The following is a 26,572-nucleotide window of genomic DNA, read 5'->3' on the forward strand; positions in this document are numbered from 1 at the left end:
CGCGCAGGGTGCGCCACAGCGCACCATCCGGGGGCATGGTGACGCGCAGCTTACCGCCCCTTCCAGACCGGGTCACGCTTCTCGGCAAAGGCCCTGGCACCTTCCAGCTGATCCTCGGATGAATAAAGCCGGTCCACCGTCGGCATCTGCCGCTTGGTGATCCGGTTCAGCGCATCCTGGAAGCGCATGTTCTCTGCCTCGCGCACCACTTCCTTGATCGCGGCGTAGACGAGCGGCGGGCCGCTTTCCAGAAGCCGCGCCAATTCCCATGCTTTCGCCAGCAACTCCTCCGGAGCGCAGACCTCCTTGATCAGGCCCCAGCGGAACGCCTCCTCGGCATCGAACCAGCGGCCGGTCAGGAGGAGGTCCATCGCCACATGATAGGGGATGCGCTTCGGCAGCTTGATGCTCGCCGCATCCGCCACCGTGCCGGACCGGATCTCCGGCAGGGCGAAGGTCGCGTTCGTCGAACAGAGGATCAGGTCCGCACTCAGCGCCAGTTCCAGCCCGCCGCCGCAGCAGATGCCCTGCACGGCGGCGATGACCGGCTTGTTGAGGTTCGGCAGTTCCTGCAGCCCCCCAAAGCCCCCCACGCCATAGTCGCCATCGACCGCATCACCCTCGGCCGCAGCTTTCAGGTCCCAGCCGGGGCAGAAGAACTTCTCTCCCGCCGCGCGGATGATGCAAACGCGAAGCGAGTCATCGTCGCGGAAATCCCGGAACGCCAGCCCCATCACCCGGCTGGTCGCCAGGCTGATCGCGTTCGCCTTCGGCACGTCCAGCGTGACCTCAAGCACCGCCCCTTCGCGCCGCGTCTTGATCGGACCCTCGGTCCGCATCTGCATCTCGCCCATCACACCCTCCTGACCAGCGCATCCACCGCCACGGCACCCGTCTCGCGCACCATGACCGGGTTGATCTCGATTTCCTCAAGGCTTTCGTCCGCCAGTATCAGCGCACCCAGGCGGACCGCGATCTCGGCCACCGCCGCCATGTCAGCCCGCGCCCGCCCGCGATAGCCATCGAGGAGCGGCCAAAGCCGCAGGCCCCTCGCCGCCTCAAGCACCTCGGCCTCGGTCACCGGCAGGACCAACGTCACCGTATCCGCCAACACTTCGGCTGTGATCCCGCCCATCCCCAGCGTCAGCGTCACGCCGTAAACCGGGTCACGCCTGAGGCCCAGAAGGACCTCGGCCACCGCCCCGGTCACCATCTCCTCGACCAGATAGCCCGTTGCACCCGGCATATCTGCCTGCCCTTCCAGCGAGGTCAGCCCCAGCCGCACCGCCCCCGCCTCGGTCTTGTGTGCAAACCCGAGGCCCTTCAAGGCGTAGGGTGGGTGCAAACCCGCCGCCTTCTCCGCCACCTCTGCCAGGGTCGCTCCGCTGGCCGACTTCGGCACCGCCACGCCCGCCTTGGCCAGAAGCGCCTTGCCTTCCGCCTCCGACAGCAGCCGCGTCTCGCGCGGCGGCAGCGCCGGCGCGGGGCGCCACCCCGCCACCCCCGCCGGCGTCTGCGCCGCCCTGATCGCCGCCAGCGCCGTCTCCAGCCCCAGAAGCGCACAGACACCCCGATCCATCATCGCCTGGACCCGCCCCTCGCCGAAATTCTCGGCCATCGAGGCGACCGGGAAGGCGATCTTTCCTGTCGCTTGCTGCGCCGCGATGATCGCGTCAAAGGCAGGCTGATAGCCGGACGGGTCGCAGCGGTCGGCCCGGGGGCTGTCGATGATGTAGATGCCGGCGTCATAGGCGTCGAGCATGGCCGAGAAGACCTCGGTCGTCTTCGGCCCGTCGCCCCAGATGAAGGTGTGATAATCCAGGGGGTTCGAGATCGTCGGGATCTCGCCCAGCACGGCAAAGAGCCGGTCATACGTCGCCTGCGGTACCGGCGGGAAGTCGATCCCGTAAGGGGCCGCAAGATCCGCGACCAGCCCCGCTTCACCGCCGGAACAGGAAAGCGAACAGATGCGCGTGCCGATCTCTGGCCCATGGACGTGGAAGATCTTCAGCGTCTCGATCAGTTCCGAGGGTGTGTTCACCTCCGCCACCCCGATCTGCCGCAGGAAGGCGCTGGACGCCGCGCCGCCCCCGGCGAGCGAAGCGGTATGCGAAGCCGCCGCCGTCCGCGACAGCTCTGTCTTCCCGGACTTGATCGCCACGACTCCCTTGCCCATGCCGCGCGCCTTTTCGGCCAGAGCAGCGAAAGCCGGGGCATCGTCGATCCCCTCAATGTAGAGGCCTACCGCCGTGACCCGAGGATCGTCCAGCAGCGCCCTGGTCAGCTCCGCCAGCCCCACCACGGCGGCATTGCCCAGACAGGCGACATAGGCCACCGGCAGGCCCCGGGCCTGCATTCCCATGTTGATGACGATGTTCGACGACTGGCTGATCAGCGCCACGCCCGACGTGACCGGAACACCCCCATGCTGGTCGGGCCAGAGCAGCGCACCGTCAAGGTAGTTGATTACGCCATAGCAGTTCGGCCCGAGGATCGGCATCTCCCCCGCCGCCGCGACCAGCCGGTCCTGCAGCCCGGCCTCGCCCGCCTCTTCCCAACCGCTGGCAAAGCAGATCGCGCCCCCGGCCCCCATGGAGGCCAGTTCGCCCACGACATCGATCGTGGCAAAGCGGTTCACCCCGATGAAGGTCGCATCAGGCGCTTCCGGCAGGTCGGCAAGGCTTGGGTAGGCCTTCAGACCTCCGATCTCGGACTTGGTCGGATGCACCGGCCAGACTGGCCCCTTGAAGCCCATCTTGCGGCATTGTTCGATGACATTCAGCGCCCAGCCGGCCCCGAGGACGGCAATGTGGCGCGGGCGGAGCAGGCGGTCGAGGCGGCTCATGCGCGGCCTCGCCCTGCTGCAACTGCCCCCGGGGGCCAGCCCCCCGCGTCCAGTGGTGCTTGAACCAATGGCGCATCCACTGAACGCACCCGGGATATTTGTGGACGAAGAATGGAAACACCCCGCCCCGGAACCCGAAGCGAGGTGCCATTCCACGCCACGGTCATCGGCGTCCTCGCCTGTACCGTGCGATCAGAGTCGCGCATTAACGTTAACGCGCGGTTACCGGTGAAGAGAGAAGTGTGCATTATTCGTCCACAAATGTCCCACAGGGAGCGCGAGGGGTGTGAAACCCCTCGCTCCCGCCGCTTCAACCCCCGACCGCCCGCAGCAATTCGCGGCTGATGATGTGCCGCTGGATCTCCGAGGTGCCCTCCCAGATCCGCTCCACGCGGGCATCGCGCCAGATGCGTTCCAGCGGCAACTCGTCCATCAACCCCATCCCGCCGTGGATCTGGATCGCCTCATCCGCGATCATCGCCAGGACCTCGGTCGCCTTCAGCTTGGCCATCGCCATGTCGGCCTCGGTCACCGTGCCCTGGTCGTATTTCCACGCCGCCTCACGCGTGAGCAGTTCCGCCGCCTTCAGCTCCAGCGCCATATCGGCCAGCTTGAAGCTCACCCCCTGGAACTTGCCGATCGCCTGCCCGAACTGCTTGCGCTCGGCCGCATAAGCGATCGCCAGCGCCAGCGCCCGTTCCGCCCGGCCAAGGCAGGTCGAGGCCACCTGCAGCCGCGTCGCGCCAAGCCATGAGTTCGCGACCTCGAACCCCTTGTGCACCTCGCCCAGCACGTTCGCCGCCGGCACGCGGCAATCGTCGAACTCCAGCACCGCGTTGGTGTAGCCGCGGTGCGAGACGTTGCGATACCCCTCGCGCACCGTGAACCCCGGCGTGCCCTTGTCGACGAAGAAGGCGGTGATCAGCTTCTTCGGGCCGCGGGGGGTCTGTTCCTCGCCCGATGCCATGAAGACGATCGCAAAGCCCGCAAGGTCGGCATGGCTGATGAAATGCTTGGTCCCGTTCAGCACCCAGTCGCCGCCGTCGGGCCGCGCCGAGGCCTTCATCCCCCGCAGGTCCGACCCCGCGCCGGGTTCGGTCATCGCCAGGCAATCCCAGGTCTCGCCCCTTATGCAGGGCATCAGGTACCGCTCCCGCTGCTCGGCATTCCCGGCCAGAAGGATGTTTGACGGCCGCGCCACGCAGGTCCAGTGCAGCGCATAGTTCGCCCGCCCCAGCTCTTTCTCGTAAAGGAGCCACGACAGCGTATCGAGCCCCGCACCCCCCACCTCGACCGGCATGTTCGCCGCGTAAAGCCCCGCCGCGATGGCCTTCGCCTGGATCTCCTTGATCAGCTCCAGCGGAAGGACGCCCGTCCGTTCCACCATCTGCTCATGCGGATAAAGCTCGGCCTCCACGAAAGCCCGCGTGGTATCCACGATCATCCGCTGTTCTTCGGTCAGCCCGAAATCCATCGCCCTACCCCTTCTTCTGCCCGACCGCCCGGCCCGCGCCATCGGGCAGGGGCAGCCCGGCATGCGCCTTGGCCACCGCTTCCAGCCGCCCCAGAACCTCCGCCGCCGACGGCACCGTCTTGCCCGCCTTCATGTCGACATGCAGGCACAGTTGTTCCACTGTCGCCACGCAGGTGTCACCCCGCATGATCCAGACGAAACTGCGGAACCGCTTTTCGTCCGCGCTCAGGATCTGCACCTCGCCCCGCAGCTGGTCGCCCAGCTTCGCCTCGCCGAGGTGCCTGATATGCGTCTCGGCGGTGTAGTAGGAGTGCCCTGCCGCCACGTAATCCATCCCCGCCCCGATCAGCCGCAGGAAGTTGTCCATCGTTTCCGAGCAGGCGAAGAGATAGCGGCTTTCCGTCATGTGGCCGTTGTAGTCGATCCAGCCCGGCAGGACCTGGCCCTGCCACATGACCAGGGGCGCCTTTGCGCCAATGTCCGCCGCCACCTCGGCATGAAAGGCCGCCGCCCGCCGCTCGTCGTGTTCCTTCAGAACCTTCCCGGCACCCCAGTTCCGCTCTTTCAGCGCGCGCAGGAATCCCACGAGGTTCCGGTCCCGGATCCGTTCCAGTTCGCGGATGCCGTACATCCCGGACTGCGCGTCGGACTGGTTCGCCACCAGGTCCACGAGTTCATCGTTGAACTCGGGCACATCCATCAGCTTCGTCCAGGGCCATTTCAGCGCCGGTCCGAACTGGGCCATGAAGTGCCGCATCCCGGCCTCGCCCCCGGCAATCCGGTAGGTCTCGAACAGGCCCATCTGCCCCCAGCGCAGGCCAAAGCCCATGCGGATCGCCTCGTCGATCTCTTCCGTCGTGGCGATGCCGTCCTTCAGCATCCAGAGCGCCTCGCGCCAGACGGCTTCCAGGAAGCGGTTGCCGATGAAGGCGTCGATCTCATGCCGGATCACCAGGGGGAACATCCCGATGTCCTTCATGATCTGCACGGTCTTTTCGACGATCTCCGGCGGGTTCGCCGGGCTGCCGCTGATCTCGGACAACGGGAGCAGGTAGACCGGGTTGAAGGGATGCGCGACGATGATGTTTTCCGGCGCGACCGCGGATTTCTGCAAGTCGCTGGCTTTGAAGCCGCTGGTGGAGGACCCGATCAGCACCCCGGGGTTCGATTGCTGCAACTGGGCATAGACCTTGTGCTTCAACTCGATCCGCTCGGAAACCGACTCCTGCACATACTCCGCGCCCTCGACCGCCTCGCCGATCGTGCCGTGAAAGGTCAGCTTGCCTTCCGGCGGCATCGGCACGTCGGACAGTGCGGGCAATGCCGCCCGGGCGTTGGACAGCACCGCCGCGATCTTCCGCTCGGCCTCCGGGTCGGGGTCGAAGACGCCCACATCCCAGCCGTTCAGAAGGAACCGCGCGGCCCAGCCCCCGCCGATAACCCCACCCCCGATGATTGCCGCTTTCCGTGCCATGTCGTCTCCCTTGGGGCTGCCCCCTCACCCTACCCTCTCCCCCGGGGGGAGAGGGGGTCTCTTGAACCCATCCACGCCTGAAGAACCGGCCCTGCCGCTGGCGACAGGCCATCCTCTCCCCTCGGGGGAGAGGGCAGGGTGAGGGGCTATTTCGCCACCGGCGCCCGCTTCTCCAGCTTCAGCTTCGCCCGCACCTCGGCCGGAGTGATGACCCTCGACCCGAGGTTCTCGATGATCGTCGCGGCGCGTTCGACCAGCTGGGCGTTGGTCGCAAGGACCCCCTTCTCGAGCCAGAGGTTGTCCTCCAACCCCACCCGCACGTTGCCCCCGGCAATCGTCGCGGCGGCGACATAGGCCATCTCGTTCCGCCCCAGGCCAAAGGCGCTGAAATGCCAGCCCGCCGGCACGTTGTTCACCATCGCCATGAAGGTGTTGAGGTCATCGGGAGCCCCCCACGGCACACCCATGCAAAGCTGCACCAGCACCGGGTCGGGGATCACCCCTTCGGAATGAAGCTGCTTGGCCAGCCACAGATGCCCGGTGTCGAAGGCCTCGATCTCGATCCGCACCCCGGCCGCCGTCATCCGCCGCGCCATGTCGCGCAGCATGCCGGGCGTGTTGACCATCACATAGTCAGCCTCGGCAAAGTTCATCGTGCCGCAGTCGAGCGTGCAGATTTCTGGTCGGCATTCGACGATATGGGCCACCCGCTCCTCGGCCCCGCACATGTCCGAGATCGCGGCCATCTCGGTCATCTTCTCGGTGCCGTCGAAATACATGTCTCCGCCCATCCCGGCGGTCAGGTTCAGGACCACGTCGGTGTCGCTGTCGCGGATGCGGTCGGTCACCTCGCGGTAGTATTCCAGCTTGCGGCTCGGCTTACCCGTCTCGGGGTCGCGGACATGGCAATGCACCACGGCCGCCCCGGCCTTGGCCGCCGCGATCGCGGCCTCGGCGATCTGCTTCGGGCTACGCGGCACATGCGGGGAGCGGTCCTGCGTCCCGCCCGATCCGGTCACGGCGCAGGTGATGAAGACTTCCTTGTTCATGTTCAGCGGCATCGGTTTCCTCCCCGGATTTGCGCGCCAGCATAGCGGGCTTCCCAAACCGCTCTTTGCCGTCTACGAAATCCGCATGACGGAAAATGCAATCTTCCAGCCTTCAGACGCGCCCCTGACCATCGCACTCCTCGTGCTCCCGCAGGCCTCGATCCTCGAGGTCGCCTCCGCGCTTGACCCCTTGCGGAATGCCAACCGGCAGCTAGGGGTGGAGGCCTACCGCTGGCGCGTCGTCTCGCCCGACGGCGCGCCGGTGCCCCTCACCTGCGGGATCGAGCTGCCCTCCTCCGGCCCCCTCGCCCATGCCGCCGGGGCTGATGCACTGGTCGTCGTCGCCGGATACCGGCTGGCCGAGGTGGCGACGCGGCCCCTGATCCGCGACCTTCGCCGCATTGCGCCCCGCTTTGCCCTTGTCGGCGGCATTGACGCCGCGCCCTGGGTCCTCGCCCGCGCCGGGCTTCTGGACGGCTACCGCGCGACCGTTCACTGGGAGGACCTCGAAGACCTCGCCGCCGCCCATCCCGAAGTGGATGTGGTCCCCGACCGTTTCGTCATCGACCGCAACCGCGTGACGATCTCGGGCGCAGCCCCGGCAGCGGACTTCATGCTGCACCTGATCCGCGCGCGCCACGGCGCAGCCCTTGCCCGGCAGGTCGCCTCCAGCTTCCTCACCCGCGCCCGGCCGGGACATGAGCCGCAGGTCGCCGCCGCCGAACCGGAACCCGGGCTTGATGCGCGGGTGGCCGCAGCGCTGGCCCGGATGGAGGCGCGGATCGACGCGCCCGAGACGTCCGCCGAGACCGCCCATGCCGTTGGCCTCTCGTCCCGACGTCTGGAAACGCTGTTCCGCGACGCACTGGGCACCACGCCCGCCGCCCACGCGCTCGGCCTCCGCCTCCAGGCCGCGCGGCGGATGCTGACCGATACGCGTCACCCCCTGGCCGAAGTCGCGCTCCGCACCGGTTTTTCCGGCCCCGCCACCCTCTCGCGCGCCTTCAGGGCGCGGTTCGGGCATCCACCCGGACAGTTGCGGCGCAGGTTAAGGAATCCCTAATGCCCACGCGTAAATATTTGAAAAGGAGTGATTTTCAGAATCTGACCACTGTGGTCAAGTCAAGACCGGCCGTCACCCCCGCCGCTTCGCCTCGATCACCTCCCAGATCCGCTGGGCGGCATTGGTCCCGTCGAACCGCTCCAATTCCTGGATGCCCGTGGGCGAGGTCACGTTGATCTCGGTCAGCCAGTCGCCGATCACGTCGATCCCGACGAAGACCTGCCCCTTCTCGCGCAAGACGGGGCCGATGGTCCGGCAGATTTCAAGGTCCCGCTCCGTGAGGCCCACCTTCTCGGGCCGCCCCCCGGCATGCATGTTCGACCGCGTCTCCCCCGCCTGCGGCACCCGGTTGATCGCCCCCACCGGCTCGCCGTCGACCAGGATCACCCGCTTGTCGCCCTTTTCGACCGCCGGCAGGAACTTCTGCACGATCAGGGGCTCACGGTTGATCCCCATGAACAGCTCATGGAGGCTGGAGAGGTTCCGGTCGTTCGGGTCCAGCCGGAACACCCCCGCCCCGCCGTTTCCGTAAAGGGGCTTCAGGATGATATCCCCATGCCGCGCCTTGAAAGCGCGGATCGTACCAAGATCGCGGGCGATCGCGGTGGGCGGGGTCAGGTCCGGGAAACGGAGGACCAGAAGCTTCTCGGGCGAATTCCGCACCCAGAAGGGGTCGTTCACGACCAGGGTCCGGGGATGGATCATCTCCAGCAGATGCGTGGTTGTGATGTAGCCCATGTCGAAGGGCGGGTCCTGCCGGAGCCAGACCACGTCCATCTCGCCCAGATCGACGTCGGTCTCCGCGCCGTAGGTCACGTGGTTCCCGACCTCGCGCCGGACCTCGATCGGCCAACCCCGGGCCATGACCCGGCCCTCGATAAAGGCCAGCCGGTCCGGCGTGTAGAAGAACAGCGCGTGCCCCCGCGCCTGCGCCTCGAGCGCGATGCGGAAGGTGGAATCGGCGTTGATGTTGACCGACCCGATGGGGTCCATCTGCAAGGCTACCTTGAGCGGCATCGCTGTCTCCGGCTGGGTGTCCGCCGAGTGATGACCGAAGGCGGCCGAAGATGCAATTCAGGCGAAGGCGTTCTCGATCACCTCGATCCGGCCCTGCCCGTCGACCAGCGCCAGATCGATCCGGACATCGGTCAGAAGACCACGGGGTTCGCCACCAAGAAATTCCTCCACCGTCTGGAAGATGCGGGCGACCTGGGCGCGGGAGACATGCGAGGCGGCAAGATCATGGGTCTTGCTGTGCTTGACTTCGACCACGATGACTTGATCGCCATCCCGACCGATAAGGTCGATCTCCCCGCCGCTGCCCCGCCAGTTGCGGAGGGCGATCGCGATACCCCGGTCTTCGTAATGCCGGGCGACCGACGCTTCGGCGGCATGGCCTGACAGGTGGTTCTGCAGCCCGCGACGGGACCGGGCGTTCGGTGAGGGGGCAGCGACAAAGTCAAAGGGCATCGGGGTCTTCCTGGTCCTTGGCGCGGTCGAGCGCGATCCGGTACGCAATCTTGCGCGGCACCCCCAGAGTTTGCGACACAAAACTTGCTGCATCCTTAACGCTCATCGTCCGGAGCGCCGCGGCCAGCGCGGCCTCGATCTTTTCTTCGCTGACGGCACCTTCTGCGGCCCGGTCGACGAGGACCACGATTTCGCCCTTCACCTCACGCGCACCGAGAGTTTCGGCCAGGTTGCCCAGTGGTCCGCGCAAGACCTCTTCGAAGCGTTTGGTCAGTTCGCGGCACACGACGGCCGCGCGGTCGGACCCGAGGATGCGGGCAAGCTCGGCGAGGAAAGCCGCCAGGCGTTTCGGGCTTTCGTAGAAGATCAGCGTTGCCTGAACCCCGGCCAGGCCTGAGATCATCTCGGCCCGGGCCGATTTGGCCGCGGGCGGGAAACCGGCGAAGAAGAAGCGGTCAGAAGGCAGGCCGGACAGGGTCAGCGCGCAGATCGCAGCACAGGGGCCAGGAGCCGCCGTCATCGGCAGGCCTGCGTTCGCAACGGCGCGGGCCAGTTCGAACCCCGGGTCGGAAATCAGCGGCGTCCCTGCCTCGGACGCGTAGGCGAGGCTGCGACCTTCCGCGATCAGCCCGACCAGACGCTGCAAGGTGCCCTCGCCGCTGTGGTCGTGGTACGCGATGACCTGACGGCCGCCGAGGGGGATGCCGTGGATCTCCATCAGGTGGCGAAGGGTGCGTGTGTCCTCGGCCACGAGGACATCGGCCCCGGCAAGGATATCAAGGGCGCGCAGCGTGATGTCGCGCGCCGCGCCAATCGGCGTCGAGACAAGATGAAGGCCCGGCGGGACGGCACGCAAGTCCGGCCGATGGACGGTCTGGGACGGATCGGCCGCGCTCCTCAAAAGTTTACATCCCTTTTCGAACCCACTACCCTGCACCAAAATCGCAAACAGCGCCGCAGAGTGAGGCTTTCCATGTTGTCCGTTCTTCGCCTGGCCCGCAAGTCGCTGGGTCGTGCCGCCGTGGTCCTCTGCGCCGGTCTGGTTGCCGCCTGCGTGCCGGCGACGGGTCCGTCCCCGTCGCGCGGCAGTGGCGGGGCCGTGCAGGTTGCCCTCCTGATCCCGTCAGGTTCGGGCCAGACGCAGGACGAGGTCTTCGGCACCAGTCTCGAAAACGCCGCCCGGCTGGCGATGGCGGATCTGTCGGGCGTGACCATCGACCTTCGCGTCTACCGGACCGCAGCGAACCCGACGCAGGCCGGTGCGCTTGCCCGGCAGGCGGTGGATGAGGGGGCCCAGATCATCCTTGGACCGTTCTATTCCGAAGAGGCGAATGCGGCGGGTGTGGCGGTGGCGAATTCGGGCGTCAACGTCCTGGCCTTTTCCAACAACACCGCGATTGCCGGGGGCAATGTCTTTGTCCTAGGCCAGACCTTCGACAATACGGCGCGGCGGCTGGCCGGACATGCGGTCCGCAACGGCAAGTCGAACATCCTGATTGTTCATGACCGGAACGTCGCCGGGGATGTCGGGCGCGCCGCGATCGAGCGCAGCGTGACCGCCGCTGGGGGCCGCGTGGCCGGCGTCAGCTCGTATGAATTCTCGCAGAACGGCATCGTCCAGGCGGCGGGGGGCATCGTTGCCACGGCGCGGTCCACGGGGGCGAATGCGCTGTTCCTGACGGCCGACACCGCGGGCGCGCTGCCGCTGCTGACGCAGCTTCTGGTCGACAACGGGATCGACCGAAGCTCGACCCAGTTCATCGGCCTGACGCGGTGGGACATTCCGTCGGCGACGCTGTCCCTGCCGGGCGTGCAGGGCGGCTGGTTCGCGATGCCGGACCCTGGCCTTCAGTCGCAGTTCCAGTCGCGCTACACGGCGGCCTACGGGGCCGCGCCCAGTGCCGTGGCGGGCCTTGCCTATGACGGGATCGCCGCCATCGGAGCCCTAGCGCGCGGCGCGGGCGGTGCGCCGATCACGCGTGCGGCGCTGACCCAGCGCGCAGGCTTTGCCGGTGTTTCGGGCATCTTCCGCTTCCTCGACAACGGCACCAACGAACGCGGTCTTGCCGTGGCACAGATCCGGGACAACCAGGTCGTGGTGATCGACCCGGCCCCGCGCAGCTTTGCCGGCCCGGGACTCTGACATCGTGACTGCGACGGCCATCGCCCGCGCTGCGGCCGAGGCCGCCGCAACGCCGGGCTATCCGCTGCCCGTCCCCGCCGAGCTGATGGCGGCGATCCGCGCCGACCTCGACGGGATCCGCGACGGCAAGCAGGCGCGTGCCGTTATCGCCCGGCACCTGCTGGCCGCCCGGTTGGCCGCGGTCGCTGCGCATGAAGCGGCCTTTCACACCACCCCGCGTGCTGCAAGGGCGCTGATCACGGCGCAGGCGCGCCTGACGGATGTGCTGGTGCAGGTTGCCTTCGAGGCGGCGCGGTTGCTGCATCCGCTCTCCAATCCGACCGAGGCCCAACGCGTCGCGATCCTTGGCGTCGGCGGCTATGGGCGCGGCGAGATGGCCCCGCAGTCCGACGTGGACCTGCTGTTCCTCAGCCCCTGGAAGATCACACCCTGGGCGGAAGCCGTCACCGAGACGATGCTGTACCTTTTGTGGGACCTGAAGCTGAAGGTCGGCCATGCCAGCCGCACGGTGAAGGACTGCCTGCGCCTTGGGCGCGAGGACGTGACGATCCGCACCGCACTTCTGGAGCACCGCCATATCGCGGGCGACCTTGCCCTTTCGGCCGATCTTGATGCCCGCCTCTGGTCCGACCTCTTCAGCACCTCGGGCGCTGAATTCATCGAGGCGAAGCTTGCCGAACGGGCCGAGCGCCACCGCCGGCAGGGCGGTCAGCGCTATGTGCTGGAGCCGAACGTCAAGGAGGGCAAGGGCGGCCTGCGCGACCTGCAGACGCTCTACTGGATCGGCAAGCATCTGCACCGCGTGCCGGATGCCGAGGGGCTGGTCGGCGCGGGGCTTCTCAGCCGCGAGGAGTTCGACAGCTTTGCCGAGGCCGAGGATTTCCTCTGGGCGGCGCGCTGCCATCTGCACTACATCACCGGCCGGGCGATGGACACGCTGACCTTCGACCTGCAGGTCGAGGTCGCCGAGCGCATGGGCTATCGGGACGCGGGCGGCCGCAGGGCGGTTGAGCATTTCATGCAGGACTACTTCCGCCTTGCGACCCGGGTGGGCGAGCTGACGCGGATCTTCCTGACCGAGCTTGAGGCGCGGCATGCCAAGAAGGAAGCGAGCCTCTTCGGCATCTTCAAGCGCACCAAGCAGGTGCAGAAGGGCTACAAGCTGGTGCAGGGCCGGCTGGACCTTGTGGACCCCGCGGCATTCCTGTCGGACAAGCTGAACCTTCTGCGCGTCTTCGAAGAGGCGCTGCGGACGGGATACCTTCTCCACCCCAACGTGATGCGGCTTCTGGCGGCGAACCTGGCGCTGATCGATGACGACATGCGCGAGGACCCCGAGGCGCAGGGGATCTTCCTGGACCTCCTTCTCAAGCACGGGAACCCGGAACGTCCGCTCCGCCGGATGAACGAGCTGGGCGTGCTGTCGGCCTTCATCCCCGAGTTCGAGCCCATCGTCGCGATGATGCAGTTCAACGTCTACCACCACTACACGGTGGACGAACACATCATCCAGACGATCAGCTGCCTGGCGCAGATCGAGCGGGGGGAATTGGTCGAAGAGCTGCCGGTGGCCAGCGGCATCCTGAAGGAGGGGGTGAACCGGCGGGTGCTTTACGTGGCGCTTCTCCTTCACGACATCGGCAAGGGGCGGCCCGAGGATCACTCGATCCTGGGCGCGCAGATCGCGCGGCGGGTTGCCCCGCGGCTGGGGTTGGACCCGGAAGAATGCGAGACGGTGGAATGGCTGGTGCGCTACCACCTTCTGATGTCCGACATGGCGCAGAAGCGCGACATCGGCGATCCGCGCACGGTGCGTGACTTCGCCAAGGCGGTTAAGACGAAGAAGCGGCTGGACCTGCTGACGGTGCTGACGGTCTGCGACATCCGGGGCGTCGGGCCGGGGACGTGGAACAACTGGAAGGCCATGCTCTTGCGGCAGCTTTACAAGCAGACCGCCGAGGCGCTGGAAGGCGGTCTCGAGACCATCAACCGCGAGAACCGCACCGACGACGCGAAGGCAGCGCTCCGCCAGCGGCTGGCAGACTGGACGCCCGCCGCGCTCGAGCATGAGACCGACCGGCATTATGCGCCCTATTGGCAGGGGCTGTCGACCGACACGCATCTGGTCTTCGCTCGGCTGCTGCAAGGCCTTGGCGACAGCGAGATCCGCATCGACCTGCACCCCGACCCCGACCGCGACGCCACTCGCGCGGCCTTTGCGCTGGCCGACCATCCGGGCATCTTCAGCCGTCTCGCGGGGGCCCTTGCGCTCGTCGGCGCGAACGTCGTGGACGCGCGGACCTATACCTCGAAGGACGGCTATGCCACCGCCGTCTTCTGGGTGCAGGACATCGAGGGCCGGCCCTACGAGGTCAGCCGCCTGCCGCGCCTGCGCCAGATGATCGAGCGCACGCTGAAGGGCGAGGTCCTTGCCCGCGAGGCGCTGAAGGACCGCGACAAGCTGAAGAAGCGCGACCGCGAGTTCCGCTTCCCGACGCATATCACCTTCGACAATGAAGGGTCCGAGATATACACGATCATCGAGGTCGATACCCGCGACCGGCCCGGCCTGCTTTATGACCTGACCCGGACGCTGGCGGCGAACAACATCTACATTGCCAGCGCCGTGATCGCGACCTATGGGGCTCAGGTGGTCGATACCTTCTACGTGAAGGACATGTTCGGACTGAAGCTGCACCAGAAGCACCGGCAGGAGTCGCTGGACCGCAAGCTGCGCGCCGCCATCGCCGAAGGTGCGGAGCGGGCGCAGGCATGAGCATGGCCCGCTCGTCGAGCCCTTCGGGCACTCCTAGCTGCACGTCGCCGGAGCGAGGAGTGCCCGAAGGGCTCGACGAGCGGACCCGCCGGAGAATTGAAATCGAATGAAACCCGTCCGCATCGTCAAGGGCTTCCTGACCGTCGGGTCCTGGACTCTGGTCAGTCGGGTGGCAGGCCTCTTGCGCGATATCTTCCTGGCCAAGTACCTTGGTGACGGCCCCGTCGCGCAGGCCTTCGTCATCGCGCAATCCCTGCCGAACATGTTCCGCCGCTTCTTTGCCGAAGGGGCCTTCAACTTTGCTTTCGTGCCGATGTTCGCCAAGAAGGTCGAGGCGGGCGAGGATGCCGAGGCCTTTGCCCGCGATGCCTTCTGGGGCATGGCAGGGCTGCTGACCGTCTTCTCGATCCTTGCGATCCTGGGGATGCCGCTTCTGGTCATCATGATGGCCTCGGGCTTTGTCGGCGACGAACGCTTTGACATCGCGGTCACGCTGGGCCAGATCGCCTTCCCCTATATCCTCTTCATCTCGCTGACCGCCCTTCTGTCCGGGATGCTGAACGCCTCAGGGCGGTTCGTCATCACCTCGGCGGTCACGATCCTCCTCTCAGCCACGATGATCGTTGGCATGCTTCTGGCCAACCGCATGGGCTGGGACATGGGGCGGACGCTCGCCTGGTCAGTGACGATCTCAGGCATCCTCCAACTTCTGGTCAGCTGGGCCGCCGTACGGCACCTGGGCTATCGCCTGCCCTTCCGCTGGCCGGTCCTGACGCCGGAACTGAAGCGGCTGGCAATCATTGCGGCCCCCGCCGTGCTGGCGGGGGGCGTGGTGCAGATCAACCTGATCGTCGGCCGGCAGGTGGCGAGCATGACTGAAGGGGCCGTCGTCTGGCTTTACAACGCCGACCGCATCTACCAGCTGCCGCTGGGCGTTGTCGGCATTGCCATCGGGATCGTCCTTCTGCCGGACCTGTCGCGCCGGCTGCGCGCCGCGGATGCCGAGGGCTCGCGCATGTCCTTCAACCGTGGGGCGGAGTTTGCGCTCCTCCTCACCCTGCCCGCGGCCGTCGCGCTGATGGTGATCGCCTGGCCGATCATCTCGGTCCTCTTCCAGCGCGGGGCCTATGGGGCCGAGGCGACGGCGAACACCGCCTGGGCGCTGGCGGTCTATGGGGCCGGGCTGCCGGCCTTTGTGCTGCACAAGGTGCTGCAACCGCTGTTCTACGCGCGCGAAGATACACGCTCGCCCTTCCGCTATGCGGTCTGGTCGATGGTGGTGAACGCAGCCCTTGCCATCGGCCTTCTGCCGCTGATCGGCTGGCTGGCGGCGGCGATCGCCACCACTGTCTCGGCCTGGGTGATGGTCTGGCAGCTTTGGCGCGGCTCGCGGGCGATGGGCGATGCGGTGCAGCTGGACGCCCGCTTCATTGCCCGCGTGCCGCGGATTATCATTGCCTCAGCGCTGATGGGGCTGGTCCTCTGGGGCCTGACGACCGCGCTGGCCGGACCGCTGACGACACCGGGCCTGCGCACCGCCGCACTCGGCGCAATGGTGCTGACGGCGATGGCCGTCTACTTCGGCACCGTCCTTCTGATCGGCGGGATGAGCTGGGTCGAGCTGAAGGGCGCCTTCCGCCGTCAGCGCTGACGGACCTTGTCCATCACCCGCGACCAGCCGCCGGGGCTGACGAAGAAGCTGATCACGAAGCCGGCCGCAAAGCCGGTGACATCGGCGACCCAGTCCCAGTTCGCGCCGAAAAGAACGCCGAAGACGAGCTGGAAGAACAGCAGCGCCCCGATCAGGCTGAACGCGCGGTAGCGGTTCGCGCCGCTGCGGGCGAGGTTGACCCACAAGAGGAAGGTGAAGGCCCCGATCAGCCCGTAGACCGCAGGATAGGCCCCGATGAGTTGCGTCCGAAGGCCGGGGATCAGGAACCCATAGGCAAGGCCGCCCACGATGGCGGAGCCGAAGACTACGACCAGGACCGCCCACCAGCGGAAGATCTCGGCCACCATCTTGCCGAGCGCCAGCATAAGGACAACAGCAAAGAGCGCATGGGTGAAACTGGCGTGGACCAGCGGATAGGTGACGAGCCGCAGGAGTTCTCCGTAGGGCTGGCCGCCGGTTTCCCACTGGTAGCGCAGAAGCTCGGGGAAAAGCCCGAAGCGTTCGACCGCCTGTATCCGCCAGGCGATGCCCTGCCCGCCTCCGACCAGACCGGCGTCGGCCAGCGACAGGACCAGTTCCATCGCAACGAGGGGCAGGATGAGGACCCAAACGATCATCGGCAAAGGGTTGAAGGGCGAGGGGTATTGCTGATGTTCCATTCCTGCCCGCCCGTCCTGCCTGATTGACGCCCAATGCCCCTTCGATTACGCGGGTTCGTCAGCTTTTGCCAGACGGAGCCTGCCCATGCCTTCCGCGCCATCCGCCACCTTCACACCCCGGATCTTTTCGGGCATCCAGCCCTCGGGCGGTTTGACGCTGGGCAACTATCTGGGCGCCTTGAAGCGGTTCGTCGAAAAGCAGGACGAGGGGATCGAGACGATCTACTGCCTTGTCGACCTGCACGCGATCACGGTCTGGCAGGACCCCGAGAAGTTACGCCAGCAGACGCGCGAGGGGGCGGCGGCCTTCATCGCGGCGGGGATCGATCCGAAGCGGTCGATCCTCTTCAACCAGAGCCAGGTGAGCGCCCATGCCGAACTTGGCTGGATCTTCAACTGCATCGCCCGCATGGGCTGGATGAGCCGGATGACCCAGTGGAAGGACAAGACCGCGGGCAAGAATGCCGAGAACGCGTCGCTTGGGCTTTTCGCCTATCCGTCGCTGATGGCCGCCGACATCTTGACCTACCATGCGACGATGGTCCCGGTGGGCGATGACCAGAAGCAGCATCTGGAACTGTGCCGCGACATCGCGATCAAGTTCAACAACGACTACGGGGTGGATTTCTTCCCCGTGGTCGAACCCCTGATCGAGGGCGCTGCCACGCGGGTGATGAGCTTGCGCGACGGGACGAAGAAGATGTCGAAGTCGGACCCTTCGGACCAGAGCCGCATCAACCTGACCGACGACGCCGACACCATCGCCGCAAAGATCCGCAAGGCCAAAACCGACCCCGAGCCGTTGCCGGACAGCGTGGAAGGCCTAAAGGACCGGCCCGAGGCGAAGAACCTTGTGAACATCTATTCGGCTTTGTCGGGCCAAACTGTTGCCGGTGTCGTCTCGGAATTTGCCGGCGCGCAGTTCGGCACCTTCAAGCCTAAGCTTGCCGATCTTGCGGTGGCGAAACTGGCCCCGATCACGACCGAGATGAACCGCCTGATGGCCGACCCGGCAGAGATCGACCGCATCCTTGGCGACGGCGCCGAACGGGCCGAGGCGATCGCCCAGCCGATCCTGAACAGAACGAAGGATATCGTCGGGATGATCCGGTCGAAGGCGAATTGATCCACAGGAAACTTGCGACGGGGGCAGGACTGTCACAATCCCGATTCCGGGCGACCCTATACGAGAGGCGTTCGGAAATGCGATCTGTCCCCATCGCTTCGGTCCCGGCCCGTCTGTCCCCTGAAAGGCCGAGACGCACCCGACATGCCCCCGTGCCACCCCGCACGGGGGCTTTTTTCGTCTTTACTCGCCCGGAACGAGTCCCCGACGGCCGCTTCTCGCCAAGTCTTTGACTCTCCTGACTCTCTGGCGCAGAAAAACGGTTCTCCACAGCTTATTTCGGAAGAAATCACTTTACAGGCTTCCGCTCGTGTCCCACCATATCTAGTAAGGGCTGCGTCGGGCAAACGCTGACCCTTGCCAGACACCCAGCTTCTAGTGGGTCTTGGCCCGCCTGAAGCTTCATAATGAGGCCGGGCAATGTCGCTTTCCGAAGACTACGCTGCGATGGACGATCTGCATCCGATCGACATCGTCGAAACGCTGGCCGAACACCATGCGTGGGAGTTCGATCGCGTCACCGACGACCAGATCGCCATGGCGGTCGAAGGGCAGTGGCGGACCTATTCGCTGACGCTTGCCTGGAGCCCGCAGGACGAAACCCTGCGCCTCATCTGCACCTTCGAGATGGAGCCGCCCGAGGACAAGATCGGCGCGCTGCACGATGTGCTGAACCGCTGCAACGACATGGTCTGGACCGGCGCCTTCACCTGGTGGGCGGAACAGAAGCTGATGGTCTGGCGCTATGGCCTCCTCCTCTGCGGCGGGCAGATGGCGGGGCCGGAACAGATCGACCGGCTGATCGCCAGCGCGGTCATGGCATCGGAACGCTTCTACCCGGCGTTCCAGCTTGCGGTCTGGGGCGACCAGACCCCGGAGAAGGCGATGAAAGTCGCCATTGCCGAGGCTTACGGGCGCGCCTAGGTTCTTCCCCACAAGAGGGGGGTTCCATGGCACTGGATCGCGTCGCCCGGGACGGGCTGGTACTGCTTGGCTGCGGAAAGATGGGATCGGCCCTTCTGGCGGGCTGGCTGAAGGCCGGGCTGCCGCCGTCCTCCGTCTGGGTGATCGAGCCCAACCCGACCGACTGGCTGATCGGCTGCGGCACGCGGTTGAACGAAGGGTTGCCGTCCGAGGCGGCGGTGGCGGTGCTGGCCGTAAAGCCGCAGATGATGGGCAGCGCCCTGCCCGCTTTGCAGGCATTGGGAAACGGGACGACCCTTTTCGTCTCGATCGCCGCCGGCACCACCATCGCAAGTTTCGAGGCGGCGCTCGGGGCCGAGACGCCCATCGTCCGCACCATGCCGAACACGCCCGCGATGGTGGGCCGGGGGATCACGGCGCTGTGCCGCAACGGGCGGGTGTCGGATGCGGACATGGGCCTGGCACAGGAACTGATGGCTGCGGTGGGGCAGGTTGTCGTCCTGACCCGTGAAGATCAGATTGACGCGGTGACCGCCGTTTCGGGCTCCGGTCCGGCTTACGTCTTTCACCTGATCGAGGCGATGGCAGCGGCGGGCGAGGCTGAGGGCCTGCCGGCCGAGGTGGCGATGAAGCTTGCCCGGGCCACGGTCTGCGGGGCGGGGGAACTGGCGTTCCAAAGCCCTGAAACGGCAGCACAATTGCGGATCAACGTGACCTCGCCCGGCGGGACGACGGCCGCGGCGCTGGCGGTGCTGATGGACCCGGAAACCGGGTTCCCCGCGCTTCTGAAGCGTGCCGTCAAGGCCGCTGCCGACCGGGGACGGGAGCTTGGGAAATGACCATCACCTACGGCGATTTCGAAAAGGTCGACATCCGCGTTGGCCGGATCACCCGGGCCGAACCCTTCCCCGAGGCGCGGAAGCCCGCGATCAAGCTTTGGGTCGATTTCGGGCCGGGGATCGGCGAGAAGCGGTCCTCGGCGCAGATCACCAAACACTACACGCCCGAGGGGCTGGTCGGACGGCAGGTGCTCGCCGTCGTCAACTTTCCGCCCCGCCAGATCGGCCCGGTGATGTCCGAGGTACTGGTCCTGGGCGTGCCGGACGAGGAGGGCCAGGTCGTGCTGATCGGTCCGGGCCATGAGGTTCCCTTGGGAGGAAAACTCTTTTGAAACAGAAACTTCTGATCACCCGCCGCCTGCCCGACCGCGTGCTTGAGGCCGCGCGGGACCGCTTCGATGTGACCCTGCGCGACCGGACCGATGTCCTGTCGGCGGATGAGCTGCGGGCAAGCTTGCGCGACTACGACGCGGTGCTGCCGACGCTGGGCGACCGTTTCCAACCTGATGTTTTCGCTGATGTTTCCGCGCCACGCGCGAAGATCCTGGCGAACTTCGGGGTGGGCTACAACCACATCGACGTCGACGCCGCGAAGGCTGCCGGAATCGCCGTTTCCAACACACCCGGCGCGGTGACGGATGCGACGGCGGACATCGCCTTGAGCCTGATCCTGATGACCGCGCGGCGGTTGGGAGAGGGGGAACGGCTTCTGCGGGCGGGGAAGTGGGAGGGCTGGGGGCCGGTGCAGATGCTGGGCACGCATGTCACCGGAAAACGCCTTGGAATCATCGGCTTCGGGCGGATCGGCAAGGCGATCGCGAAGCGCTGCCATTACGGGTTCGACATGGAGGTGGTGTTCTACAACCGCTCCAGGGTCGAGGACCCGGGACTGCCCGCGCGGCAGGTGGAGATGGCCGAGGCGATGGCGGCGGATTTCGTGGTGGTGGCCGTGCCGGGGGGTAAGGCGACGCATCACCTGATCAATGCCAAGGCTCTGGAAATGATGAAGAAATCCGGGATCTTCGTGAACATTGCCCGCGGCGACGTGGTGGATGAAACCGCGCTGATCGCGGCCCTGCAGAAGGGGCAGATCGCCGGGGCGGGGCTGGACGTCTACGAGTTCGAGCCGAAGGTTCCGGCGGCCTTCATGGGCATGGAGAATGTCACGCTCTTACCCCATCTCGGCACCGCCTGCCTTGAGGTGCGTGAGAACATGGGGATGATGGCGGTCACGAACCTGATCGCCTGGGCCGAGGGGAAGACCCCGCCGAACCTGGTTAATCCCTGAGGCTCGGGCCGGGTTTCCGGCGTCTTCCTTCCGTCTTCCAAGCGTCTTCCTTGCGTCTCTACGCGCGGAGAGACGAGATCTTGTTAACCTATGCCCGGAACACGGCTCATCGGTCCCTTCGGTCCCTCTTCGCCTGGCGCAGGATATTGGCGAAGAGGGACCGAAAGGACCGATGAGCGACGGGTCAGGCCGCCTGCTTTTCGCCGCCGAAGCGGCCGTAGAAGGTCTCGCCCTTCTCGGCCATCTCGCGCAGGAGGGCCGGGGCGTGGAAGCGCGGGCCGAACTGGGCGCTGAGGCCGCGGCAAATTTCGACCGCGCGGGGGGCACCGATCATGTCGAGCCACGAGAACGGCCCGCCCGACCAGGGCGCGAAGCCCCAGCCCAGGATCGCGCCGACGTCGCCCTCGCGGATGTCGGTCAGGACACCCTCTTCCAGCGCGCGGACGGCCTCCAGCACCTGTGCGAAGAGCAGGCGGTGCTGCACGTCGATGAGCGAGGGCTGCGCCTTGTCGAGCGGATACTTCGCCTCGAGTCCTTCCCACAGACCCAGCCGTTCGCCCTTGTCGGAATAGGCGTAGAAGCCCGCGTTGGCCTTTTTGCCAAGGCGGCCCTGGTCGGCCATCCAGAAGAGGACGTGATCCACCGCCTCATCCGGGTAGTCCGCACCCATGGCCTGCTTCGTCGCCTTGGCGATCTTCACCCCAAGGTCGATCGAGGTCTCGTCGACCAGTTGCAGGGGGCCCAAGGGCATGCCGACAAGCTTCGCCGCATTCTCGACCAGCGCCGGTTCCACCCCTTCGGCGACCATGCGGATGCCCTCGTTGATATAGGGGATGATGCAGCGGTTGGCGTAGAAGAAGCGGGCGTCGTTGACGACGATCGGGGTCTTCCTGATCTGACGGACGAAATCCAGCGCCTTGGCGACGGCGACGTCGCCGGTTTCCTTGCCGCGGATGATCTCCACCAGGTTCATCTTGTCGACGGGGCTGAAGAAGTGAATGCCGATGAACTGGTCGGGCCGCTTCGACGCCCCGGCAAGCCCGGTGATCGGCAGGGTGGAGGTGTTGGTGGCATAGATCGCATCGGTCGCGGCCTCGACCTTCGCGGTGACCTCTGCTTTGATCTTCGGGTCTTCGAACACGGCCTCGACGATCAGGTCGGTGCCCGCAAGGGCCTCATAGTCGGTGGTGGCGGTGATGCGGGAGAGGACTTCGGCCTTCTTTTCGGCGGTGACCTTGCCGCGCTTCATGCCCTTGTCGAGAAGACCTTCCGAATGCGCCTTGCCGCGATCGGCCGCTTCTTGCGTGGCGTCGATCAGGACGACCTCGATCCCGGCATTGGCGCTGACATAGGCGATGCCCGCCCCCATCATGCCGGCGCCGATGACGCCAAGCTTCTTCACCGCCTGATCGGCGACCTTGGGCCGGTTGGCACCTTTCTCAAGCGCCTCCTTGTTGATGAAGAGACTGCGGATCATCGCCGAGGACGAGGGGTTCATCAGGACCGACGTGAAATGCCGCGCCTCGATCTTCAGCGCGGTGTCGAAGGGGACGAGCGCGCCTTCATAGGCCGCGGCGAGGAGCGCCTTGGCCGCAGGATAGACGCCCATGGTCTTGCCAAGGACCATGGCCGACGCTCCGACATAGGTCTGGAAGCCTGCGGGGTGATAAGGCGCGCCGCCGGGCATCTTGTAGCCCTTCTGGTCCCAGGGCTTCACGAGGTCGGCGTCGGTGGCGGAGAGGACCCACTCCTTCGCGCGCTTGAGAAGGTCTTCGGGGGCCACGACTTCATCAATGATCCCGGCCATCTTTGCCTCTTTCGGCGAGGAGAGCTTGCCTTCAAGAAGGAAGGGTGCGGCCATCATCGCGCCAAGCTTGCGGATCAGGCGGGTGGTGCCACCGGCGCCAGGGAAGATGCCGACCATGATCTCGGGCAAGCCGATCTTGGCCTTGGGGTTGTCGGCGGCGATGATCCGGTGGCAGGAGAGCGGGAGTTCAAGGCCGATCCCGAGTGCGGTGCCGGGAAGGGCCGCGACGATGGGCTTCCCGCCCTTCAGGGTCTTCGGGTCCATCCCGGCGCGTTCGATCTTGCGCAGCACCTGGTGCATGCCCATGACGCCATCGAAGATCGCCTGCGCGCCACCGGCCCGCATCCTGGCGATGACGTTCAGGTCCATGCCGCCAGCGAAATCCTTCTTGCCGCTGGTCAGGATGATCCCCTTCACCGCAGGGTCGGCAAGCGCCTGGTCGACCTGCGTGCTGAGAAGCGCGAACGCCTCGGTCGACATCACGTTCATCGACTTCTGGGCGACGTCCCAGGTGATGGTGGCGATGCCGTCGGCATCGGTGGTCATGGTGAAATCGGTCATGTCAGTTTTCCTTGGACGCATGGTCTTCGAGGCGCGACAGCAGCATAGGCCAGCGCGTCTCCTTGGTGGTGTTGTGAATCTTGATCGCCTTCCAGGCGCCCCCGTACTGGCCGATCCAGATCTTGGAATGAAAGACCGGCAGGACGAGGCGGCCCGCGTTCAGCATCCGCGTCTCATAGACGCCGACGATGTGATCGTTGCCCTGGAAGTTGGCGGCGTGGACGAAGCGGAGATAATCGGTCACGCCGTGGCTTTGGATCATCTCGATGAAGGATTCGAAGCCGTCCTTGAGGTCTTCCGTCGTCGCGACCTTCAGGCTGGCCTGCGAGGTGAGGATGCGCAGCGGCAGTTGGATGCGCGCGGCATAGGCATCGAACTGCTCTTTCATCACCGTCTGGGCGATATCGTCGAGGTAGGATTGAAGAATGTCTGCGGGACCCATGGCCTTCTCTCTCTTGCTGGAGGGGAAGGCGCGCAGACCAGGGCGGTGAATGGGGCCGACCGTCCTGCGAACCATTGGTTTCAGGAGACCACGATTCGACAAACAACTCAAGCGATTAGGGCTACTTACAGAATACAAGCGCAGGGTTAGCTGGCCACTGGCCGGGCCTGGTGTTGCCTGCAAGATCATGCGCCTTTTCCCTTCGGAAGGTCATGGGGCGTGCCGTCACGGCGCAGGTAGCGGCGCGTGGCGCCGTCCTTTTCGGTGACGAGATCATGGTCCTCGTAATGGATCCGGTCGCGCTCGGCCCGGGTGCCGATCACGAGGTAACGTGCCGGCGCGTCCGAGCGGTTGTCGAGCCGGTGGCCAACGGGGTGGCCGGCGGGCCAGGTGGCGACGTCACCGGCGCGCAGGATCGTCTCGGTCTCTTCGACCAGCACGACCTCGCCCGAGATCATCCAGATCATCTCGTCCTCGGCCTCGTGCCAGTGGCGGTGCCCCGAGCGGCTGCCGGGGGGCAGCTCTTCAAGGAAGGCCCCGAACTGCGTGAGGCCGCCCAGGTCGGACATCAGCTGATACCGGTAGGGGCCGGGATGCTGGCCGATGACCGGGTGGACATAGGCGGTCTCGTCCACCCAGGGCGGAAGGGTGACCTTGGGCATCAGCGCGGCCCCTTGTATGGCGAGCCGTCCTTGTAGGTGAACACGGCCTGACCGCCGCCGATCTGCACCATCAGGTCGACGTCGGAATAGACGGCGGTTTCGCTGGGGGCCTTCGTTCCGACGACGAGGAACTTCGCGATCCGGTCGGTCCGGTTGATGAAATGGTGGCCATCCGGGTTCCCCGCCGGGAAGGCGGCGCAATCGCCCGGGCGCATGACGGTTTCGCCTTCGTCCTGGACCAGGGTGCATTCGCCTTCTGTCACCATGACAAATTCGTCTTCGTTGTGGTGCCAGTGGCGCAAGGAGGACATCGCGCCGGGTTCAAGCATCACGAGGTTGACGCCGAACTGCGTCAGGCCCCCGGCCTCGCCCAGCCGCAGCGAGGATCGGCCCTGCATCATCGCGGCAAAGGGATCGGGGTAGATCGAGCCGGTCTTGACCGGGACCTTGGCGGGGTCGATCACGGGCATGGGCGTCCTCCTTCAGCGGCGGGTGACCCGCGCCGAAGCCGGACTGTCGTCAGGCCGACAGGGCGAGCCCCGCAAGGCGCGGCTGCATCTCTGGCATCGCGAGCCGGGTGTAGTCGACCATCTCGATCCGGAAGCCGCCCGGTGTCTGGTGACAGTAGTAGATCACCTGGGACTGAAGCGTGCCCATTCCGGTGACCGAGCCTTCGTGCCAGTCGACCCAGATCCGGAAACGGCCCCCGCGCGGCAGGTCCATGGCAGTGACGGAAGGCATCAGGGCACCCAGGCCGCGTTCCAGAAAGACGCTGCGCTGCTGACGCAGCATTGCGATGGCCTCGTCCGCGTTGCGGACAACCATGCGGCTGGCATTGATATGGACCGGCAGCGGGAAACAGTAGTCGGCCACAATCAGGTCGTAATCTTCGGACATCAGCCATGCAGCCCGATTGCGCAGTTGCGATGTAACCTCTGAAAACATGACCTGCTGGCCCTTCACGCCGCGTTACGGGGTTGGAATCATCAAACGTCGCATTGCAAGGCAAAAGGAGCGCCGCCATTTGGACCAATTTATGGCCAACTTGCCGCAATGGCCGTTGATGGGCCGACATCATTGATCAGACCCGTTCGATGATGGTGGCAGCGCCCATTCCTGAGGCAATGCAGAGCGTTGCAAGGCCGAGTGCCTTATCCTGCCGCTCAAGCTCGTCCAGAAGCGTGCCGATGATAATCGCGCCCGTTGCACCCAGCGGATGGCCCATCGCGATGGAGCCGCCGTTGACGTTGACAATGGCGGGGTCGACATCGAAGGCCTGCTGGAAGCGCAGGACGACAGAGGCGAAAGCCTCGTTCACCTCGAAAAGGTCGATGTCGCCGATGGTCAGGCCCGAGTCGGCCAGGATCTTCTGGGTGGCCGGCACCGGGCCGGTCAGCATGATCGTGGGATCGGTGCCGACCTTGGCCGTGGCGCGGATGCGGGCGCGGGGTTTCAGGCCGTGCGCCTTGCCGAAGGCGGCGTCGCCGATCAGGACCGCCGCCGCGCCGTCGACGATGCCGGAGGAGTTCCCGGCGTGGTGGATGTGGTTGATCCGCTCCAGATGCGGATACTTCATCAGCGCGATCTTGTCGAAGCCGGGCATCGCCTCGCCCATGTCCTTGAAGGCGGGTTTCAGGGCACCAAGGGCCTGCATGTCGGTGCCGGGGCGCATGTATTCGTCGGTGGCAAGGATGGGCAGGCCGTTCTGGTCGCGGATCGTCAGCACCGACTTCTCGAACCGCCCCTCGGCCCAGGCCTGAGCGGCCCGGCGCTGGGATTCCATCGCCAGAGCATCGGCCTGGTCGCGGGTAAAGCCGTATTCGGTGGCGATGATGTCGGCGGAAATGCCCTGCGGGACGAAGTAGGTCTTCATCGCGAGGCTAGGGTCGACGGCGATCGCCGCGCCGTCTGAGCCCATGGGGACACGCCCCATCATCTCGACCCCGCCGGCGATATAGGCATGCCCTGCCCCGCCCTTCACCTGGTTCGCGGCAAGGTTCACCGCCTCCATTCCGGATGCGCAGAAGCGGTTGATCGCGAGGCCCGGGATGCGTTCGTCAAGGTCCGAGGCAAGAACGGCCGACCGCGCAAGGCAGCCGCCCTGTTCGCCGACCTGGGTGACGTTGCCCCAGATCACATCCTCGACCGCGTGGCCTTCAAGGCCGTTGCGTTCCTTGACGGCGTTCAGGACCTTGGCCGACAGCGCGACCGAGGTGAGTTCGTGCAGGGACCCGTCGGGGCGGCCCTTGCCGCGCGGGCTGCGGACGGCGTCGTAGATGAAGGCGTCAGACATCGGTC

At 66.1% G+C, this 26,572-nt stretch carries 24 protein-coding genes; 9 read left to right on the forward strand and 15 right to left on the reverse strand.

What is annotated here, in order from left to right; genetic code table 11:
- Positions 1-50 precede the first annotated feature (50 nt).
- The 5 genes from AC2D9V_RS03565 to bcoG all read right to left on the reverse strand — a co-directional run bounded on the left by AC2D9V_RS03565 (position 51) and on the right by bcoG (position 6,854).
- Positions 51-854: a carnitinyl-CoA dehydratase gene (locus AC2D9V_RS03565; protein WP_484712659.1), complete on the reverse strand. Its 804-nt coding sequence runs from the start codon at positions 852-854 to the stop codon at positions 51-53.
- Positions 854-2,845 carry an acetate--CoA ligase family protein gene (locus AC2D9V_RS03570; protein ID WP_484712660.1) on the reverse strand — a complete coding sequence of 664 codons (1,992 nt, stop codon included), beginning with the start codon at positions 2,843-2,845 and terminating at the stop codon, positions 854-856. The genes AC2D9V_RS03565 and AC2D9V_RS03570 overlap by 1 nt, the downstream gene beginning before the upstream one ends.
- A gap of 310 nt (positions 2,846-3,155) precedes the next feature.
- Positions 3,156-4,319, reverse strand: coding sequence for an acyl-CoA dehydrogenase family protein (locus AC2D9V_RS03575; RefSeq protein WP_484712661.1), 1,164 nt, complete (start codon positions 4,317-4,319; stop codon positions 3,156-3,158).
- 4 nt (positions 4,320-4,323) lie between these two features.
- On the reverse strand, positions 4,324-5,793 hold the full coding sequence (locus AC2D9V_RS03580) for a carnitine 3-dehydrogenase (protein WP_484712662.1): 1,470 nt from the start codon (positions 5,791-5,793) through the stop codon (positions 4,324-4,326).
- Positions 5,794-5,939: 146 nt separating this feature from the next.
- Complete coding sequence (gene bcoG / locus AC2D9V_RS03585) at positions 5,940-6,854, reverse strand: 3-dehydrocarnitine:acetyl-CoA trimethylamine transferase BcoG (RefSeq protein WP_484712663.1); 915 nt, start codon at positions 6,852-6,854, stop codon at positions 5,940-5,942.
- Between bcoG and AC2D9V_RS03590 the strand changes: the two genes are divergently transcribed.
- On the forward strand, positions 6,823-7,905 hold the full coding sequence (locus AC2D9V_RS03590) for a GlxA family transcriptional regulator (RefSeq protein ID WP_484712664.1): 1,083 nt from the start codon (positions 6,823-6,825) through the stop codon (positions 7,903-7,905). The two genes, bcoG and AC2D9V_RS03590, sit on opposite strands and share 32 nt — an antisense overlap.
- Before the next feature lie 72 nt (positions 7,906-7,977).
- Here AC2D9V_RS03590 and gshB read toward each other — a convergent pair whose 3' ends face one another.
- Genes gshB through rsmI form a run of 3 tightly spaced genes read right to left on the reverse strand, consistent with a single transcriptional unit; the run spans position 7,978 to position 10,231 of the window.
- Positions 7,978-8,922 carry a glutathione synthase gene (gene gshB, locus AC2D9V_RS03595; protein WP_484712665.1) on the reverse strand — a complete coding sequence of 315 codons (945 nt, stop codon included), beginning with the start codon at positions 8,920-8,922 and terminating at the stop codon, positions 7,978-7,980.
- 57 nt (positions 8,923-8,979) lie between these two features.
- Positions 8,980-9,375, reverse strand: coding sequence for a YraN family protein (locus AC2D9V_RS03600; protein ID WP_484712666.1), 396 nt, complete (start codon positions 9,373-9,375; stop codon positions 8,980-8,982).
- Positions 9,365-10,231, reverse strand: a complete 867-nt coding sequence (gene rsmI, locus AC2D9V_RS03605; protein WP_484712667.1) for a 16S rRNA (cytidine(1402)-2'-O)-methyltransferase — start codon at positions 10,229-10,231, stop codon at positions 9,365-9,367. The genes AC2D9V_RS03600 and rsmI overlap by 11 nt, the downstream gene beginning before the upstream one ends.
- Before the next feature lie 117 nt (positions 10,232-10,348).
- Between rsmI and AC2D9V_RS03610 the strand changes: the two genes are divergently transcribed.
- From AC2D9V_RS03610 to murJ, 3 genes are all read left to right on the forward strand, one after another.
- Positions 10,349-11,518, forward strand: a complete 1,170-nt coding sequence (locus tag AC2D9V_RS03610; protein ID WP_484712668.1) for a penicillin-binding protein activator — start codon at positions 10,349-10,351, stop codon at positions 11,516-11,518.
- Positions 11,519-11,603: 85 nt separating this feature from the next.
- Complete coding sequence (locus AC2D9V_RS03615) at positions 11,604-14,294, forward strand: [protein-PII] uridylyltransferase (protein WP_484713395.1); 2,691 nt, start codon at positions 11,604-11,606, stop codon at positions 14,292-14,294.
- Positions 14,295-14,400: 106 nt separating this feature from the next.
- The gene (murJ, locus tag AC2D9V_RS03620) at positions 14,401-15,945 is read left to right on the forward strand and encodes a murein biosynthesis integral membrane protein MurJ (protein ID WP_484712669.1); all 1,545 of its coding nucleotides are present in this window, start codon (positions 14,401-14,403) and stop codon (positions 15,943-15,945) included.
- On the opposite strand, the gene AC2D9V_RS03625 is transcribed toward murJ, so the two are convergent.
- Positions 15,936-16,625 (reverse strand): rhomboid family intramembrane serine protease, encoded by a 690-nt coding sequence (locus tag AC2D9V_RS03625; protein WP_484712670.1) that lies wholly within the window; start codon positions 16,623-16,625, stop codon positions 15,936-15,938. The two genes, murJ and AC2D9V_RS03625, sit on opposite strands and share 10 nt — an antisense overlap.
- An 85-nt stretch (positions 16,626-16,710) precedes the next feature.
- Here AC2D9V_RS03625 and trpS point away from each other — a divergent pair, with 85 nt between their 5' ends.
- From trpS to AC2D9V_RS03650, 5 genes are all read left to right on the forward strand, one after another.
- Complete coding sequence (gene trpS / locus AC2D9V_RS03630; protein WP_484712671.1) at positions 16,711-17,751, forward strand: tryptophan--tRNA ligase; 1,041 nt, start codon at positions 16,711-16,713, stop codon at positions 17,749-17,751.
- A gap of 420 nt (positions 17,752-18,171) precedes the next feature.
- A complete protein-coding gene (locus tag AC2D9V_RS03635; RefSeq protein ID WP_484712672.1) occupies positions 18,172-18,675 on the forward strand; it encodes a type III secretion system chaperone family protein in 504 nt (167 codons plus the stop codon).
- Between the two features lie 26 nt (positions 18,676-18,701).
- On the forward strand, positions 18,702-19,514 hold the full coding sequence (proC, locus tag AC2D9V_RS03640; protein ID WP_484712673.1) for a pyrroline-5-carboxylate reductase: 813 nt from the start codon (positions 18,702-18,704) through the stop codon (positions 19,512-19,514).
- Positions 19,511-19,846: a tRNA-binding protein gene (locus tag AC2D9V_RS03645; protein ID WP_484712674.1), complete on the forward strand. Its 336-nt coding sequence runs from the start codon at positions 19,511-19,513 to the stop codon at positions 19,844-19,846. Before proC ends, AC2D9V_RS03645 begins: the two co-directional genes overlap by 4 nt.
- Positions 19,843-20,802, forward strand: a complete 960-nt coding sequence (locus AC2D9V_RS03650) for a 2-hydroxyacid dehydrogenase (protein ID WP_484712675.1) — start codon at positions 19,843-19,845, stop codon at positions 20,800-20,802. Before AC2D9V_RS03645 ends, AC2D9V_RS03650 begins: the two co-directional genes overlap by 4 nt.
- A gap of 184 nt (positions 20,803-20,986) precedes the next feature.
- Here the strand turns inward: AC2D9V_RS03650 and AC2D9V_RS03655 are convergent, their stop codons facing one another.
- The 6 genes from AC2D9V_RS03655 to AC2D9V_RS03680 all read right to left on the reverse strand — a co-directional run bounded on the left by AC2D9V_RS03655 (position 20,987) and on the right by AC2D9V_RS03680 (position 26,567).
- Positions 20,987-23,170, reverse strand: a complete 2,184-nt coding sequence (locus tag AC2D9V_RS03655; RefSeq protein WP_484712676.1) for a 3-hydroxyacyl-CoA dehydrogenase NAD-binding domain-containing protein — start codon at positions 23,168-23,170, stop codon at positions 20,987-20,989.
- Between the two features lies 1 nt (position 23,171).
- Positions 23,172-23,612 (reverse strand): hypothetical protein, encoded by a 441-nt coding sequence (locus tag AC2D9V_RS03660; protein WP_484712677.1) that lies wholly within the window; start codon positions 23,610-23,612, stop codon positions 23,172-23,174.
- Positions 23,613-23,797: 185 nt separating this feature from the next.
- The gene (locus tag AC2D9V_RS03665; RefSeq protein WP_484712678.1) at positions 23,798-24,274 is read right to left on the reverse strand and encodes a cupin domain-containing protein; all 477 of its coding nucleotides are present in this window, start codon (positions 24,272-24,274) and stop codon (positions 23,798-23,800) included.
- Entirely contained in the window at positions 24,274-24,744 is a 471-nt protein-coding gene (locus AC2D9V_RS03670; protein WP_484712679.1) for a cupin domain-containing protein, read from the reverse strand. The genes AC2D9V_RS03665 and AC2D9V_RS03670 overlap by 1 nt, the downstream gene beginning before the upstream one ends.
- Positions 24,745-24,793: 49 nt before the next feature.
- Positions 24,794-25,171 (reverse strand): hypothetical protein, encoded by a 378-nt coding sequence (locus tag AC2D9V_RS03675; protein WP_484712680.1) that lies wholly within the window; start codon positions 25,169-25,171, stop codon positions 24,794-24,796.
- A gap of 184 nt (positions 25,172-25,355) precedes the next feature.
- Positions 25,356-26,567 carry an acetyl-CoA C-acetyltransferase gene (locus AC2D9V_RS03680; RefSeq protein WP_484712681.1) on the reverse strand — a complete coding sequence of 404 codons (1,212 nt, stop codon included), beginning with the start codon at positions 26,565-26,567 and terminating at the stop codon, positions 25,356-25,358.
- Between the last annotated feature and the right edge of the window lie 5 nt (positions 26,568-26,572).

This window comes from Tabrizicola sp. T46 (assembly GCF_057219895.1).

Coding starts and splice junctions, on each gene's coding strand:
- trpS (WP_484712671.1), top strand. CDS start 16,711: ATGCCTTCCGCGCCATCCGCCACCTTCACACCCCGGATCTTTTCGGGC.
- AC2D9V_RS03680 (WP_484712681.1), bottom strand. CDS start 26,567: ATGTCTGACGCCTTCATCTACGACGCCGTCCGCAGCCCGCGCGGCAAG.
- AC2D9V_RS03610 (WP_484712668.1), top strand. CDS start 10,349: ATGTTGTCCGTTCTTCGCCTGGCCCGCAAGTCGCTGGGTCGTGCCGCC.
- AC2D9V_RS03590 (WP_484712664.1), top strand. CDS start 6,823: ATGAAGACTTCCTTGTTCATGTTCAGCGGCATCGGTTTCCTCCCCGGA.
- AC2D9V_RS03615 (WP_484713395.1), top strand. CDS start 11,604: ATGGCGGCGATCCGCGCCGACCTCGACGGGATCCGCGACGGCAAGCAG.
- AC2D9V_RS03655 (WP_484712676.1), bottom strand. CDS start 23,170: ATGACCGATTTCACCATGACCACCGATGCCGACGGCATCGCCACCATC.
- AC2D9V_RS03600 (WP_484712666.1), bottom strand. CDS start 9,375: ATGCCCTTTGACTTTGTCGCTGCCCCCTCACCGAACGCCCGGTCCCGT.
- AC2D9V_RS03660 (WP_484712677.1), bottom strand. CDS start 23,612: ATGGGTCCCGCAGACATTCTTCAATCCTACCTCGACGATATCGCCCAG.
- AC2D9V_RS03625 (WP_484712670.1), bottom strand. CDS start 16,625: ATGGAACATCAGCAATACCCCTCGCCCTTCAACCCTTTGCCGATGATC.
- AC2D9V_RS03635 (WP_484712672.1), top strand. CDS start 18,172: ATGTCGCTTTCCGAAGACTACGCTGCGATGGACGATCTGCATCCGATC.
- AC2D9V_RS03670 (WP_484712679.1), bottom strand. CDS start 24,744: ATGCCCGTGATCGACCCCGCCAAGGTCCCGGTCAAGACCGGCTCGATC.
- murJ (WP_484712669.1), top strand. CDS start 14,401: ATGAAACCCGTCCGCATCGTCAAGGGCTTCCTGACCGTCGGGTCCTGG.
- AC2D9V_RS03665 (WP_484712678.1), bottom strand. CDS start 24,274: ATGCCCAAGGTCACCCTTCCGCCCTGGGTGGACGAGACCGCCTATGTC.
- bcoG (WP_484712663.1), bottom strand. CDS start 6,854: ATGCCGCTGAACATGAACAAGGAAGTCTTCATCACCTGCGCCGTGACC.
- gshB (WP_484712665.1), bottom strand. CDS start 8,922: ATGCCGCTCAAGGTAGCCTTGCAGATGGACCCCATCGGGTCGGTCAAC.
- AC2D9V_RS03575 (WP_484712661.1), bottom strand. CDS start 4,319: ATGGATTTCGGGCTGACCGAAGAACAGCGGATGATCGTGGATACCACG.
- AC2D9V_RS03645 (WP_484712674.1), top strand. CDS start 19,511: ATGACCATCACCTACGGCGATTTCGAAAAGGTCGACATCCGCGTTGGC.
- AC2D9V_RS03570 (WP_484712660.1), bottom strand. CDS start 2,845: ATGAGCCGCCTCGACCGCCTGCTCCGCCCGCGCCACATTGCCGTCCTC.
- AC2D9V_RS03565 (WP_484712659.1), bottom strand. CDS start 854: ATGGGCGAGATGCAGATGCGGACCGAGGGTCCGATCAAGACGCGGCGC.
- AC2D9V_RS03580 (WP_484712662.1), bottom strand. CDS start 5,793: ATGGCACGGAAAGCGGCAATCATCGGGGGTGGGGTTATCGGCGGGGGC.
- AC2D9V_RS03675 (WP_484712680.1), bottom strand. CDS start 25,171: ATGTCCGAAGATTACGACCTGATTGTGGCCGACTACTGTTTCCCGCTG.
- proC (WP_484712673.1), top strand. CDS start 18,702: ATGGCACTGGATCGCGTCGCCCGGGACGGGCTGGTACTGCTTGGCTGC.